The following is a 13,819-nucleotide window of genomic DNA, read 5'->3' on the forward strand; positions in this document are numbered from 1 at the left end:
CCTGGTCCAGTTGTGATCGCATGCTTATCCGCACCTTATTCTCCGCATACGCCCGGAGGGCATAGGGTGACCCAAGTTGGTACGCCGATGGAGGAACGATGACGAAGGAGAAGGCGCAGGCGCGGCGCGAGCATCTGCAGAAGATGCGAGCCCAGCAGCAGCGCAAAGAACGTCGCACCGCCCTGCTGATGTGGGGCACAGGCGGTCTCGTCGTCGTGCTGCTCGTCGGCCTGGTCGGCTACTACCTGATCGAGCAGTCGCGCGTGACCTCGCTCGACGGCGTGACCAGCGTCACGTACGACGGCGGGCAGCACGTGGCGAACACGGTCGCCTACAAGGAGACCCCGCCGGTCGGCGGCGAGCACAACGGCTACTGGCAGGCCTGCGCCATCTACGACAAGCCGATCCACAACGAGCACGCCGTCCACTCCCTGGAGCACGGCGCCGTCTGGATCACCTACCGCCCCGACCTGCCCAAGGCCCAGGTGGACAAGCTCAAGGAAGTGGCGGGCTCGACGGGTCAGCAGGACTACATGCTGGTCAGCCCGTTCCCCAACCTGCCCGCGCCGGTCGTGGTCTCGTCCTGGGGTCACCAGCTGAAGCTGGACAACCCCGAGGACCCGAAGCTCGGCGCCTTCATCAAGCGCTACCAGAACGGCCCGGACACCCCTGAGCCGGGCGCCACGTGCGGCGGTCCGCAGGCCATCTCCACCACGGCCGACCAGGCTCCGCTCCCGCAGCCGGAGCAGCCGCAGCAGACCCAGGCACCGGCCAGCCCGATGCCGTCGCAGTCGCAGCAGTAAAAGCACGAGAGACCCCTGGGCGGGAGAGAGACCTGCCCAGGGGTTCCGTACGCTCAGGGCCGTGACGCGCTTCGAGGTCATCACCCACGTCCTGGCACCCCCTGAGCGAGTCTTCGCCGAGTCGCTGTCGGTGGAGGCGCACACCGCCTCCATGAGCGCCTCGGGCGAGCGGGCCGTGGCCGGGGTCACGTCCGGCCGGCTCACCCTGGGCGACCAGGTCACCTGGCAGGCCCGCCACTTCGGCGTCACCTGGCGGCTGACCTCCGTCATCAGCGCCTGCGTCCCGCCCGCGTCCTTCGTCGACGAGCAGGTGGCGGGCCCCTTCCGGCGCTGGTGGCACGAGCACCGCTTCGAGGACGACGGCGACGGCGGCACCCTCATGCGGGACGTGATCGACTTCGCCGCCCCCGCCGGGCCGCTGGGCCGGATGGCCGAGGCGCTGGTGCTGCGCCGGCACATGACCCGGCTGATCCTGCGGCGCAACCGCCACCTCAAGACCGTCACCGAGCGAGGTCTCAGCTGAGCACGTCCTCCGGCGGCACCCAGTCCAGGCCGTGGGCCTCGGCCACGGGACGGCTGGTGAGGTGGCCCTCGTGGGTGCTCAGGCCGAGCGCCAGGGCCTCGTCCTGGCGCATCGCCGCCGCCCAGCCGTGGTCCGCGATCGCCAGCGCGTACGGGAGGGTGACGTTGGTCAGCGCGAAGGTGGAGGTGTGCGGGACCGCGCCCGGCATGTTCGCCACGCAGTAGAAGATCGAGTCGTGCACCGGGTAGGTCGGCTCGGCGTGCGTGGTCGGGCGGGAGTTCTCGAAGCAGCCGCCCTGGTCGATGGAGATGTCCACCAGCACCGAGCCGGGTTTCATCCGGCGGACCAGCTCGTCGGTCACCAGCCTGGGCGCCTTGGCGCCGGGGATCAGGACGGCCCCGATGACCAGGTCGGCCTCCAGGACGGCCCGCTCGATCTCCAGGATGTTGGAGGCGACCGTCTGGCAGTGGCCCTGATAGATCAGGTCGGCCTGGCGGAGCTTGTCGATGTTCGTGTCCAGCAGGAGCACCTCGGCCTGCATGCCGAGTGCGATGGCGGCCGCGTTCATGCCGGAGACGCCCGCGCCGATCACCACCACCTTGGCCGCGTACACGCCGGAGACGCCGCCCATCAGGACGCCCCTGCCGCCCTGCGAGCTCATCAGGTGGTAAGCGCCGACCTGGGGCGCGAGCCGGCCCGCGACCTCGGACATGGGCGCGAGCAGGGGAAGGCGGCCGTCGGGCGTCTGCACGGTCTCGTAGGCGACGCCGGTGATCCCCGCGTCGAGCATCGCCCGCGTGCAGGCCTGCGAGGCGGCCAGGTGCAGGTAGGTGAAGAGCACCTGGCCCTTGCGCATCCGGTGGTACTCCTCCGCGACCGGCTCCTTGACCTTGAGGATCAGGTCGCATCCGGCCCAGACCGAGTCCGCGTCGGGCAGGATGACCGCGCCCGCCGCCTGGAACTCGGCGTCGGGGACGGCGGAGCCGAGGCCCGCCTCCCGCTCGACGAAGACCTGATGGCCGTGGCGCACCAGCTCGTGGGCGCCCGCCGGGGTGAGCGCCACCCGGTGCTCGGTGTTCTTCACCTCGCGGGGAACTCCGACCTTCATGATCCCACCCCGTTTCCGTTGAACTGTGGGATTGCCGTAATTCTTTCTCTATTCTCCTCCACTTAACAGAAAAGCGAGATTTGTTCACCGGATTACCCGGCTTCCGACGGTCCTCGATAAGCTCACCGGCAGCCCGAAACGTCAGGATGGGGACGTCATCGATGGACAAGCCGGAAGAGCCGCCAGCCGCGGATCCGGGGCATCCGCAGGCGAGCAGGCTCACCACCATCGTGCTGATCGTCTCGCTCGTCCTGGTGGTGCTGGTCGCGGGGGTGCTCGGCACCATCGCCGTCCTCATGACCAGGAGCCCGGACTCCCCGCTGCTCGGCGGCGCGCCGCCGAAGCGGCTGGCCACGCCGATCCACTTCGCCCCCGTACGCGAGACGAAGGCCGCGCCGTGTCCCGGTGAGGAGGCCGCGCTCGACGAGACCCAGGCCACCTGCTACCTGCTCGAGAACGGCGTCACGGTCAACGCCGTGCAGGAGATCGAGGCGGTGCGCGAGACGGACGGCACCCACTCCGTCCGCATCGCGGTCGCGCCGGCGTACAAGCAGAAATTGGTCGACCTCATCGACGAGCAGGTCGCCGACCAGCGGCAGATCGCGGTCGTGCTGGTGCCGAGGACGGTCGTGGCGGCGCCCGTCGTCACCCAGAGCATGGACGGCGACAGCCTGAGCATCGTCGGGTTCTCCAAGGAGGACGCCGAGGCGCTGGCCACGCGCCTGCTCGGCGCCACCGGCAGCCCGACCGGCAGCCCCACCGGCGGCCCGGCCACCGCTCCCGGTCAGCCCACGGGGGCCGCCACCACGGGCACGGGCTCCCCGACCGGCACGTCGACAGGCAGCCCGACAGGCGGCACGACGGGCGACATGACGGGCGACACGACGGGCGACACGACGGGCGCCGACGGCACGCTCAACCCCAAGTACGACAGCTGCCGGCAGGCCAGAGCCGCCGGATACGGCCCGTACACGAAGGGCGTCCACCCCGAGTACGCCTGGTACACCGACGTCGACAACAACGGCGTGGCCTGCAACGGCGCAGACCTGAGCTAGACGAACAGCCCCTCCACCGCGCCGATCCCGAAGTAGGCCAGGAAGAGCAGCGAGACCACCCAGAGCAGCCACGGGATCTCCGAGAACTTCCCCCGCGCCGCCTTGATGAGCGTGTAGACGATCACCCCGGCGCCCACCCCGTTCGTGATGGAGTACGTGAACGGCATCAGCGCGATCGTCAGGAACGCGGGCACGGCCAGCTCCAGGTCCTGCCACGGCACGTTCCTGCTCTGCATCATCATCAGCGCCCCCACCAGCACCAGCGCGGGCGCGGCCGCGGCGGCGGGCACCACCGCGGCCAGCGGCGTGAACAGCAGCGTCAGCCCGAGCAGGGCCCCGGTGAACAGGCTGGCCAGCCCGGTCCGCGCCCCCTCGCCCACGCCGGCCGCCGACTCGACGAACACCGTGTTGGCCGACGAGCTCACCGCCCCGCCGACCATGCCCGCCACGCCGTCCACGGTGAGGATCCGGCCCAGCCGCGGCACCCGGCCGCGCTCGTCGACCAGCCCGGCCTCGTCGCTGACGCCGATGATCGTGCCCATCGCGTCGAAGAACCCGGACAGCACCAGTGTGAACAGCACCACGGTCGCCGTCAGCACGCCCGCGCGGGCGAAGCCGCCGAACAGGTCGACCTCGCCCACGAGGCCGAAATCCGGCGCCGACACCAGCGACTCGGGCACCCGGGGCGTCACCACGCCCCACGCCCCGGGCTCGACCGTGGCCAGCGAGTTCACCAGGACGGCCACCACCGCGGTCACGGCGATGCTGATGAGGATGGCCGCCGGAGTCCTGCGGACGAACAGGACGATCATCAGCAGCAGGCCGAAACAGAACACCGAGACCGGCCAGCCCGACAGCCGCCCGGTCGCGCCGAGCTGCACGGGCGTGCCCGTGCCGCGCGCCACGAACCCGGCGTCCACCAGGCCGATGAGCGCGATGAACAGCCCGATGCCGACGCTGATGGCGTGCTTGAGCGCGAGCGGGATCGCGTTCATGATCAGCGTGCGCAGCCCCGTCACCGCGAGCACGATGATGACCAGCCCTTCGAGCACGACCAGCCCCATCGCCTGCGCCCAGGTCATGAACGGCGCGGCCTGGTAGGCCACCACCGCGTTCAGCCCGAGGCCGGCGGCCAGCGCCAGCGGCGCGTTGCCGATGACGGCCATGAGCAGCGTGGAGATGGCCGCCGCCAGCGCGGTCGACGTGGTGAGCTGCGAGATCGTCAGCTTCGCGCCGGTGACGTCCTGCGCACCGGCCAGGATGATGGGGTTGAGCAGGATGATGTACGCCATGGCCATGAACGTGGTGATGCCGCCACGCATCTCACGGCCGACGGTCGTCCCTCGCCCGGACAGCTCGAAGAACCTGTCGAGCACCGCCATCCCCCTTCACGATCAAGGGGGATGGCGGGTTGCCTACCCGGCGGGCGACGTGATCACGCCTGCTCGTGCCGTCCGCCGCCGACCAGCGCGGCGAACTCCTCCAGCCCGATCCGGCCGTCACCGTCGCTGTCCGCGGCCGCGATGAACGCCTCGACCTCCGACTCGGAGGCGCCGAGCCCGCCCAGCGCCTGGTTGGCCTGCCTGATCTCGGCGGCCGTCAGCAGACCGTCACCATCGGTGTCGAACCGCTCGAACTCCGCCTTCGCCGCTTCACGCGCGTCTGCCATGAGATCCCTCCCCGTTGTGAACCAAGGCGATATCCTCGGGTCTGATCGGAACCCGAGTCAACCGCAGTCCCGTCGCGGCCCGTACGGCGGCCGCGATGGCGGGGGTGGACGACAGTGTCGGCGGCTCGCCCGCGCCGCGCAGCCCGTACGGCGCCGCCGGGTCCGGATTCTCCAGGATCTTCAGCGTCATCGGTGGCATGTCGAGGATGGTGGGGATCAGATAGTCGGTGAAGGACGGGTTCAGCACCACGCCGTCGCGCACCTGGATCTCCTCCATCAGCGCCAGCCCCAGGCCCTGCGCCGACCCGCCGTGGATCTGCCCCTCCAGCGCCTGCGGGTTGAGGATCCGGCCCACGTCCTGCACGGCCGCCAGCTCCACCACCTTCACCAGGCCCAGCTCCACGTCCACGTCCACGACCGCCCGGTGCACGCACAGCGCGAGCTGGGTGTGCGAGTGGCCCTGCCCGGTGTCGGGGTGCATCGGGTACGTGGGCCGGTGCCGGTACTCGCGCGTCTCCTCGATCGGGCCGAACTTCTCCAGCGCCTCCCGGGCCGGCATCCCGCCGAAGCGCTCCCGTACGGCCTCGCAGGCGGCCTTCACCGCGCCCCCGGTGACGTACGACTGCCGCGAGGCGGACGACGAGCCCGCCGAGCCGACCGAGGTGTCGGCGGTCGCCACGGTCACCTGCTCGACGCCCAGCTCGGTACGGGCGATCTGCGCCTGGATCGTCACCAGGCCCTGCCCCACCTCGGCCGCCGCGGTGTGCACGGTGACGTGCGGCTCGCCGCCGACCAGCTCGGCCCGCACCCGGGCCGTGGAGTAGTCGTCGAAGCCCTCGGAGAAGCAGATGTTCTTGATCCCGACGCCATAGCCGACGCCGCGCCGCACCTGCTCGCCATGGGTGGTCTGTGAGACGCCGCCGGGCAGGGCGCGCAGGTCCGGCCCGGCCGGGGCGGGGAGGGGGAAGTCCGCCAGGTCGCGCAGCATGTCCGCGAGCGGCGCCGGTGAGTCGATCACCTGGCCGGTGATGAGCGAGGAGCCCTGGGAGACCGCGTTGCGCACCCGGATCTCCACGGGCGACAGGCCGCACGCCTCGGCCAGCCGGTCCATCTGCGACTCGTAGGCGTAGCAGGCCTGCACCGCGCCGAAGCCGCGCATCGCGCCGCAGGGCGGGTTGTTGGTGTAGACGCCGGTCGCGTCCACCCGCACGTTAGGCACCTCGTACGGGCCCGCGCCGAGCGAGGCGGCGTTGCCGACGACCGCGGGGGAGGAGGAGCAGTAGGCGCCGCCGTCGAGCAGGATGTCGGCCTTGACGTAGACGAGCCTGCCGTCGCGGGTGGCGCCGTGCTCGTAGCGCATCCGGGCCGGGTGGCGGTGCACATGGCCGAAGAACGACTCCTCGCGGCCGTACGAGATCTTCACCGGGCGGTTCAGCCGCAGCGCCAGCATGCAGGCGTGGACCTGCATCGACAGGTCCTCGCGCGCGCCGAAAGCGCCGCCGACGCCGGACAGGGTCAGCCGCACCTTGTCCGGCGGCAGGCCCAGGCAGGGGGCGAGCTGGTCGCGGTCCACGTGCAGCCACTGGGTGGCGATGTAGAGGTCGACGCCGCCGTCCTCGGCGGGGACCGCCAGGCCGGACTCCGGGCCGAGGAAGGCCTGGTCCTGCATGCCGACTTCGTACTCGCCCGTGACGACGACCTCGGCCTCGAAGGTGTCGCCCGTGCGCACCGGCTGATATCTGACGAAATCTCGGGATTCGCGGGGGTCTGTCACGGCCGCGCGTGGCTCGTACTCCACCACGATCGCCGCCGCCGCCCTGCGCGCCGTCTCCGGATGGTCGGCCGCCACCAGCGCCACCGGCTCGCCCTGGTAACGCACCTGGTCGATGGCGAGCACCGGCTGATCCTTGACGTCCAGGCCGTAGAACTTCTCGCCCGGCACGTCCTCGTGCGTCAGCACGGTGCGCACCCCGGGGATCGCCAGCGCCGGGCCCACGTCGATGGCGCGGATCCACGCCGAGGCGTGCGGGCTGCGCAGCGTCGCGCCCCAGACCATGCCCTCCAGCCACAGATCCGAGGCGTACGCGAACTCGCCCGTGACCTTGAGCACCGCGTCCGGCCGGGGCGCGCTGACGCCGACCCCCTGCCGGGCCTGGCTCACCGTCTCCGTCAGCCTCTGGGTGGACATCCTCTGAGTGGACATCTTTCGAGTAGAGCACCACTGCCGGCCACCCGGAATGCGCGCGGTGTGAAATCGGGGTAAGCGGTTCACCGGCCGACTTGTATATTCCTCCAAGTGCGGATAAGTGACCTGTTGGCCATCGAGGAACTACACCTCAGACTGCTCGCCGGTGACCCCGGTCGCGCGTTCGACACCGTGCACATCACGGACCTGCCCGAACCCGGCCGCTACCTGTCGGGCGGGGAGCTGGTGCTGACCGGGCTGATGTGGCGGCACTCGCCCGCCGACTCCGCTCGCTTCGTCGCCGCCCTCGCCGAGGCCGGGGTCACGGCGCTCGGCGCCGGTCAGGCCTGGCTGGGGCATGTGCCCCAGGACCTCGTCGACGCCTGCGAGCAGGCCGGCCTGCCGTTGCTCGAAGTGCCCACCGAGACCTCCTTCCGCACCCTGACCGAGCTGGTGACGCCACGCCTGTCGGGCGACGCGCGCGACGCGCTCGGCCGCCACCGCCGCCTCCTCGCCGCCGTCGCGGACGGCGCCGGCCTGCCGGAGCTGTTCGCGCTGACCGCCGCCGAGCTCGGCGTCACGGGCGCGGTGGTCTCCGCCGCCGGCCACGTGATCCTCGGCTCGCCGGCAGATCCGGTACGGCTGGCGCGGGCCTACCTGGCCGCGCCCCGGCTGCCCTGCCTGGCCGGGGGACACACCGTGTTCGGCGTCGGCCGCGGCCACCGCGCGGCGGGCTGGGCGCTGGCCTGCGACGGCGACCTGCTCGACCGGCCCGACCTCGGCTACGAACTCGCCGCCTGCGTCGAGCTGGAACGCGGCCGGATGGAGGAAGGACGGCGGGTCGAGCGCCGCCTGACCGGCCACCTCGTCCAGGGCGTCGCCTCGGGCGCCGACCCGGCCGAGCTCAGCGCCCGCCTGCGCACCTGCGGCCTCGACGACACCGCCCCGTACGCCATCGTCACCGCCACCACCCGCCCGACGACGGGCTACCCCACAGACGGGGAGAGTGCGTCTGGTGCGGGTCATGACAACCCTCCGGGTGGGGCGAGCGGGCGCGGGGCCGGCGTGGGACCGGTCGGGGTGGGGGCCGGGTTCGAGGTCGTGGGTGGGCGGCGGGGGGAGGAGGGGGTGCTCGACGGGTGGGTGCTGGAGGAGCTGCTCGGGCGGGAGGTGGTCGCCGCGGCCATCGGTGGTGGGGCGGTGGCGGTGGTGCCGTTGCGGGGGCGCGCGGTGGAGGAGCTGGCGGGGCGGCTGCGGGCGGGGGCCGAGGTGCTCGGCGCGCTGCCGGGGACCCACGTCTGCGTGGGCGTGAGCGGGGCGCTGATCGGGGCGGCCGCGCTCAAGGGAGGCATCGACGAGGCCGGGCACGCCGTGCGGCTGGCGCGGGCTCGGTCGGGCGGGGTGGCCACCAGCGACGAGATCTACACCCACGCGCTGCTGCTGGCCACCGTCCCCGGTGACGTGCGCGCCTCGTTCGCGGACCGCCTGCTGGGGCCGCTGCGCGACTACGACGCGCGCCACCAGTCCGAGCTCGTCCGCACCCTCGCCACGTTCCTCGACTGCGCCGGGTCCTGGAACGCCTGCGCCGAGCGGATGCACGTCCACGTGAACACGGTCCGCTACCGGGTCAAGCGGGTGGAGGAGCTCACCGGCAAGGACCTGTCCACGATGGCGGACCGGGTGGACTTCTTCCTGGCGCTCAGGGCCGGCTGACCGCTCACACGAGGTGCACGACGGGGACGCCGAGCAGCTCGTGCACCGCCCGCTGCTCCTCCTGCGCCCGCTCCAGCCACAGGTCGGTGCCCATCGTCCTGGCCAGCGGGACGCCCTCGCCGATGTGGGTCAGGGCGGCGCGGGCGTCGCCCAGCATGCGGCAGGCGCGCGACAGCCGGACCAGACAGCGCAGCTCGCCCATCCGGATCCCGTGCGTGCGGTTGAGGACCAGGGCCTGCCGCAGATGCTCCAGCGCCGTACGAGGCTCGTCCTGGGTGAGGCAGACCTCGCCGAGCACCATGCGGATGTTGCCCGCCTGGCCGGTGTCGCCCACCGCCTCGGCGGCGGCCATGGCGGCCTCCAGGTGCTCGCGCGCCTCGCTCGCCCGGTCGAGCCCGTGGCAGGCGCTGCCCGCCATCAGATGCGCGTAGCGGACGCCCACCTCCGCCCCGATCCGCCGGGCGATCAACAGCTGGCGGCTCGCGTACGACAGCGCCCGCTCGTGGCCGCCCAGCTTGTTCTCGGCGTTGGCCAGATTGCCCAGCGTCCGCTGCTCGCTGAAGGCGTCGCCCAGCTCCTTGGCCAGCGCGAGCTGGGCGTGCAGGTGCTCGACGACCTGGGTCATCCGCTGCTGGAACGACAGGCCGGAGGCCACGTGGCCGTGGGCGTGGTAGAGGCCGCGCCGGTCGCCGAGCCGCTCGCAGACGCTCAGGGCCTGCAGGTTGAGCGCGATCTGGTGCTCCGGCTGATGGGCGTAGTGCTGATACCAGAACAGGGCGAAGGTCAGCGCCACGCCGAGCCGGGCGAGCCGATCGTCCCGGCTGGACATGGCCTGTCCGGCGACCGCGACCAGGTTCGGCTCCTCGCGGTCGAGCCAGGCGCGGGCCTCGTCCGGACTGCTGACGTGATGCGGCTCGGCCGTCACCGCGTCGGCTTCGGGCTGTACCCGGTGCGGGTCCATGGTGGTGCTGGCCAGCCGGGCCGAGGCGACGTAGTGACTCAGCGCCCGGATGAGCGGCCGGGTCGTGTCGTCCGGCGCCACCTCGGCCGCGAAGAGCCGGATCAGGTCGTGCTGCTGATAGCGGCCGGGACCCGCCGGATCGAGCAGGTGCGCGTCCACCAGCCGTTCCAGCGCCCTCTCGGCCTCGTCCACGCCGGTCCCCAGCAGCGCGCCGGCCACCTCGGCGGTCAGGTCGTGCACGTGCAGGAGGCCGAGCAGGGACATCGTGTGCGCGGCGGTGCGGTCCAGCGGCCGGGCGCCGTCGCTCAGCGCGCTCCAGCTCGCCGCCAGGCTGGCCCTGACGGCCAGCTCGCCCGCCTCCAGCTCCTGCAGCCGTCGGTGCTCGTCGCGCAGCCGGCCGGTCAGCGTCGACACGCTCCACCCCGGGCGGTCGGCCAGACGCGCGCCCGCGATGCGCAACGCGAGCGGCAGGCCGTCGCAGAGCCGCACCAGCCAGGCCGTCTCGGCGGGGTCGGCGCCCACCCGCCCGGCGCCCGCCAGCTTGGCCAGCACGGTGACCGCCTCGGAGAGCGGCATCCGGGACAGGTGCAGCTGCGCGCAGTCGTCTCCCGCGGCCAGGGTCTCGCGGCTCGTCACCAGGAACGTGGCGCCGGGGGCCGACAGCAGCGGCTGGATCTGGCCCAGACCCGCCGCGTCGTCCAGCAGCACCAGCATCCGCCTGCCGGCCAGCCGGCTGCGCCACAGCGCCGCCGCCTCGTCGACCTCCGCCGGGACCGCCTCACCGTTCGTCCCGAGCGCCCGCAGGAACCTGCCCAGCACGTCCAGCGGGCTGAGCGCCGGCAGGTTGACGGTGGCACCGCGCAGGTTCACGTACAGCTGCCCGTCGGGGAAGCGGTCCCGCACCAGGTTGGCGATCCGTATGGCGAGCGCGGACTTGCCCACCCCCGGTGGGCCGGAGATGGCCACCAGCGGGCTCGGCGGCGCGCCGTCCCACGGCGCGAGCAGCGACTTCAGCCGGATGATCTCCTTCGCCCGGCCCACGAACCCGGCCAGGTCCCGGGGAAGCTGACGCGGCGCCTGTGCGCCCAGCGCCTGCGCCCTGCCGTCGGCTGAACCTCCCGCCGGTTCGTCGGGTCGTCCCACCGGTTCGTCGGGCCCTTGCGCCGGTTCGGCCGGGCCTGCGGGGGAGGCGGTGGCAGGGCCGTTCGGAGTCTCGTCCGGCGCTGCGGGGAAGGCGACAGTCGGGGCGGTCGGCTCTTCGGGTGCGGGGCGGCTCGGGGGCGTGGGCTCGCCGCGCAGCACCAGCGCGTGGGAGCGGCGTAGCGACTCGCCCGGGTCCACGCCGAGCTCGTCGCGGAGGACGCGGCGGCCCTCCTCGAAGGCCGCCAGCGCCTCGGCCCGCCTGCCGCACTGGAACAGCGCCAGCATCAGCAGCTCGCGCAGCCGCTCGCGGATCGGATGGCGGCGAGTGAGGTCCCGTACGGACATCAGGGCGTCGTGCGGCCGGTCGAGCCGGAGCAGCGCCTCCGCGCGGTATTCGGCGGCGGTGAGGCGGTGGTCGGTGAGGCGGGCGCGTTCGGCGTCGGCGAACGGGCCGGACAGGCCGGTCAGGGGCTCACCACGCCACAGGGACAGGGCCGCGTCCAGCAGGCGCAGCGCCTCGTCGTGCGCGCCGGTGCCGGCCGAGCGGCCGGCCGCCTCCACGTGCCGGAGGAACAGGGTGGTGTCGACCTGATGCGGGTCCAGGCGGAGCACATAGCCGCCGGTGTCGCCGGCCAGCAGCCCGGACCGCTCCCGCCGGCTGCGGGAGGGCTCCAGGACTTTCCTGAGGCCGGCGACGTAGGTGTAGACGCTCTGTTCGGCGGTGCGTGGGGGCTGGTCCCCCCAGACGCCGTCGACGAGGCGGTTCATCGGCACCACGCGCCCGGCGCGTGAGGCCAGAATCGCCAGCACAGCCTGTCTGCGAGGAGAGCCGAGGTCGATCACCGCGCCGCCGCGTGCGGCGGACACGGGGCCGAGAAGGCTGATGCGGATGTCCTCGGCCATACGACTCCCCACACGGATGCAGACTGTCCGGACTACGGCAGCGTAGACCGGATCTTTCTGAAGCAGTGAAGATCACTGAGCAGCGATGTCAGGCGGAGAGAAAGAGGTTCTTATGTAGATGAAATGTAGACGCCATGTCTAGGGTGAACACCGCGTAGCTCGTCGGCTGAGACGGCAGGGGCGCCACTCTCCAGGCCAAGCCTCAGCAGCACAGCTCGTCGGTCATGGCAGCCATGGCGGTCAAGGGGGCAGACGTTTCAGCGGTTGCGGCCGTACTATTGCTGCCGACGGCCACGAGGGCCGCGAGCAAGGCAACGAGTGCGGACAGGGTAAGACGCGTGCGCATGAGGATCTCCCTCGCCGATCTGCGGGTTTTGCTCGGAACTTATCATCTCAGGGAGTGGCGACCGTGACCACATCTGACCTAGTCGGACTCCGTATCAAGACGGTGAGGCGGCAGCGTGGTCTGTCTCAGGCCCAGCTCGCGCATCCCGAGTTGTCTGACAGCTATGTCTCCTTGATCGAGAGCGGCAAGCGTACCCCCACTCCTGCGGTTCTGGAGTTGCTGGCCCAGAAACTCGACTGCTCGCTGTCCTATCTCATCAACGGCGTCACCGCCGAACAGATGGAGGACATCGAGCTCGCACTTGGTTATGCCAGGCTGGCGCTGGAGAACGGTGAAGTCCAGGAGGCGCGCGCCCGCTTCACCGAGCTTCTGGCGGACAACAACCTGACAGGTCTCACATCACTACGTCAAGACACCGAATTCGGCCTCGCCCTCGCCACGGAGGCGTGCGGCGACCGTAGCGGCGCGATCGCGATCCTGCACCACCTGCAGAGCGAGGAGCTGCCCGCGGACCGCCGGATCGAGGTCGCCATCGCGCTGTGCCGCGTTTACCGGCAGTGCAACCGGCTGACCGAGGCGGTCGAGATCGGCGAGCGGGTCCTGGGCGCCACGGCCCGGCCCGGCTGGTCGGACCTGCTGGTCGAGCTGGGCGCGACCCTGCTGGCCGCCTACCTCGTGCGCGGCGACCACCTGCGCGCCCGGCAGTTCGCCGCCGAGCTGCTCAACGCGGCCGAGGCGCTCGGCACCCCCCGGGCCATGGCCGCTGCCAACTGGAACGCCGCCTACACCGCCGACCACACCGGCCACCGTGAGGAGGCCCTGGTCTTCACCGAGCGCGCGCTGGCGCTGATGGGGGAGACCGAGCAGCCGCGTCTGCTGGCCAAGATGCGGGTCGCGCACGCACAGCTCAAGCGCCGGGTGCAGCCGCAGGAGGCGGCCAAGCTGACCCAGCAGCTCAAGCGCGCCATCAGCGAGCAGGAGCAGAGCTCCACCAGCGTGATCGACCGGGCTCGGGCGCTGACCGAGCTGGCCAGCGTCGAGTTCATGACCGGCGAGATCGACAAGGCGATCGAGCACGGGCACGCCGCCGACGAGCTGCTGACGGCCTCGGGCATGAACCAGGTGCCGGAGACGCAGCTGCTGCTGGGGCGGGCGCACAGCGTGCGCGGTGACGTCGCCGAGGCCGAGCGCCACCTGGAGCGGATCCGTGCGGCGCTGACGCCGTTGCCTTCGTCCTACCAGTCCGCCGGCTCGTGGCTCGCCACGGCCGAGACTCTGGAGCACATGGGCGACGCCGACGGCGCGGTCGACGCCTACGAGCGCGCGCTGGCCTGCGCCGGACTCTGAGGGGACGCTGGAGGGGACGGGTTCGCGGCGGGCGAATTGTAGCGGTCGAGTCCGGACCGGGCG

Annotated in this window: 10 protein-coding genes; 5 read left to right on the top strand and 5 right to left on the bottom strand. The window is 72.0% G+C overall.

The window, feature by feature from the left end:
- Positions 1-98 precede the first annotated feature (98 nt).
- Positions 99-803 carry a DUF3105 domain-containing protein gene (locus ACTMTF_RS00635; protein WP_397001383.1) on the top strand — a complete coding sequence of 235 codons (705 nt, stop codon included), beginning with the start codon at positions 99-101 and terminating at the stop codon, positions 801-803.
- A gap of 61 nt (positions 804-864) precedes the next feature.
- Positions 865-1,326, top strand: coding sequence for an SRPBCC family protein (locus ACTMTF_RS00640; protein WP_441108729.1), 462 nt, complete (start codon positions 865-867; stop codon positions 1,324-1,326).
- Here ACTMTF_RS00640 and ald read toward each other — a convergent pair.
- Positions 1,319-2,434, bottom strand: coding sequence for an alanine dehydrogenase (gene ald / locus ACTMTF_RS00645; protein WP_441108730.1), 1,116 nt, complete (start codon positions 2,432-2,434; stop codon positions 1,319-1,321). The two genes, ACTMTF_RS00640 and ald, sit on opposite strands and share 8 nt — an antisense overlap.
- Positions 2,435-2,595: 161 nt before the next feature.
- Here ald and ACTMTF_RS00650 point away from each other — a divergent pair, with 161 nt between their 5' ends.
- Positions 2,596-3,489, top strand: coding sequence for an excalibur calcium-binding domain-containing protein (locus tag ACTMTF_RS00650; protein WP_441108731.1), 894 nt, complete (start codon positions 2,596-2,598; stop codon positions 3,487-3,489).
- Here ACTMTF_RS00650 and ACTMTF_RS00655 read toward each other — a convergent pair.
- Genes ACTMTF_RS00655 through ACTMTF_RS00665 form a run of 3 tightly spaced genes read right to left on the bottom strand, consistent with a single transcriptional unit; the run spans position 3,486 to position 7,346 of the window.
- A complete protein-coding gene (locus tag ACTMTF_RS00655) occupies positions 3,486-4,871 on the bottom strand; it encodes an NCS2 family permease (RefSeq protein ID WP_441108732.1) in 1,386 nt (461 codons plus the stop codon). The genes ACTMTF_RS00650 and ACTMTF_RS00655 overlap by 4 nt on opposite strands.
- Before the next feature lie 53 nt (positions 4,872-4,924).
- On the bottom strand, positions 4,925-5,158 hold the full coding sequence (locus ACTMTF_RS00660; protein WP_441108733.1) for an EF-hand domain-containing protein: 234 nt from the start codon (positions 5,156-5,158) through the stop codon (positions 4,925-4,927).
- Positions 5,142-7,346, bottom strand: coding sequence for a molybdopterin cofactor-binding domain-containing protein (locus ACTMTF_RS00665; RefSeq protein ID WP_441108734.1), 2,205 nt, complete (start codon positions 7,344-7,346; stop codon positions 5,142-5,144). Before ACTMTF_RS00665 ends, ACTMTF_RS00660 begins: the two co-directional genes overlap by 17 nt.
- A gap of 108 nt (positions 7,347-7,454) precedes the next feature.
- Between ACTMTF_RS00665 and ACTMTF_RS00670 the strand changes: the two genes are divergently transcribed.
- On the top strand, positions 7,455-9,056 hold the full coding sequence (locus ACTMTF_RS00670; protein WP_441108735.1) for a PucR family transcriptional regulator: 1,602 nt from the start codon (positions 7,455-7,457) through the stop codon (positions 9,054-9,056).
- A 4-nt stretch (positions 9,057-9,060) separates the two neighbouring features.
- Here ACTMTF_RS00670 and ACTMTF_RS00675 read toward each other — a convergent pair whose 3' ends face one another.
- Positions 9,061-12,063 carry an AfsR/SARP family transcriptional regulator gene (locus tag ACTMTF_RS00675; protein WP_441108736.1) on the bottom strand — a complete coding sequence of 1,001 codons (3,003 nt, stop codon included), beginning with the start codon at positions 12,061-12,063 and terminating at the stop codon, positions 9,061-9,063.
- Between the two features lie 409 nt (positions 12,064-12,472).
- On the opposite strand from ACTMTF_RS00675, the gene ACTMTF_RS00680 reads away from it, so the two are divergent.
- Complete coding sequence (locus tag ACTMTF_RS00680; RefSeq protein ID WP_441108737.1) at positions 12,473-13,756, top strand: helix-turn-helix domain-containing protein; 1,284 nt, start codon at positions 12,473-12,475, stop codon at positions 13,754-13,756.
- Positions 13,757-13,819 lie beyond the last annotated feature (63 nt).

It is taken from the genome of Nonomuraea sp. ZG12, assembly GCF_052068115.1.
Classification (GTDB): Bacteria; Actinomycetota; Actinomycetes; order Streptosporangiales; family Streptosporangiaceae; genus Nonomuraea.

Bases quoted from the DNA above. Each gene is read 5' to 3' on its own strand.
- ACTMTF_RS00635 (WP_397001383.1), top strand. From the start codon at position 99: ATGACGAAGGAGAAGGCGCAGGCGCGGCGCGAGCATCTGCAGAAGATG.
- ACTMTF_RS00665 (WP_441108734.1), bottom strand. From the start codon at position 7,346: ATGTCCACCCAGAGGCTGACGGAGACGGTGAGCCAGGCCCGGCAGGGG.
- ACTMTF_RS00650 (WP_441108731.1), top strand. From the start codon at position 2,596: ATGGACAAGCCGGAAGAGCCGCCAGCCGCGGATCCGGGGCATCCGCAG.
- ACTMTF_RS00660 (WP_441108733.1), bottom strand. From the start codon at position 5,158: ATGGCAGACGCGCGTGAAGCGGCGAAGGCGGAGTTCGAGCGGTTCGAC.
- ald (WP_441108730.1), bottom strand. From the start codon at position 2,434: ATGAAGGTCGGAGTTCCCCGCGAGGTGAAGAACACCGAGCACCGGGTG.
- ACTMTF_RS00655 (WP_441108732.1), bottom strand. From the start codon at position 4,871: ATGGCGGTGCTCGACAGGTTCTTCGAGCTGTCCGGGCGAGGGACGACC.
- ACTMTF_RS00675 (WP_441108736.1), bottom strand. From the start codon at position 12,063: ATGGCCGAGGACATCCGCATCAGCCTTCTCGGCCCCGTGTCCGCCGCA.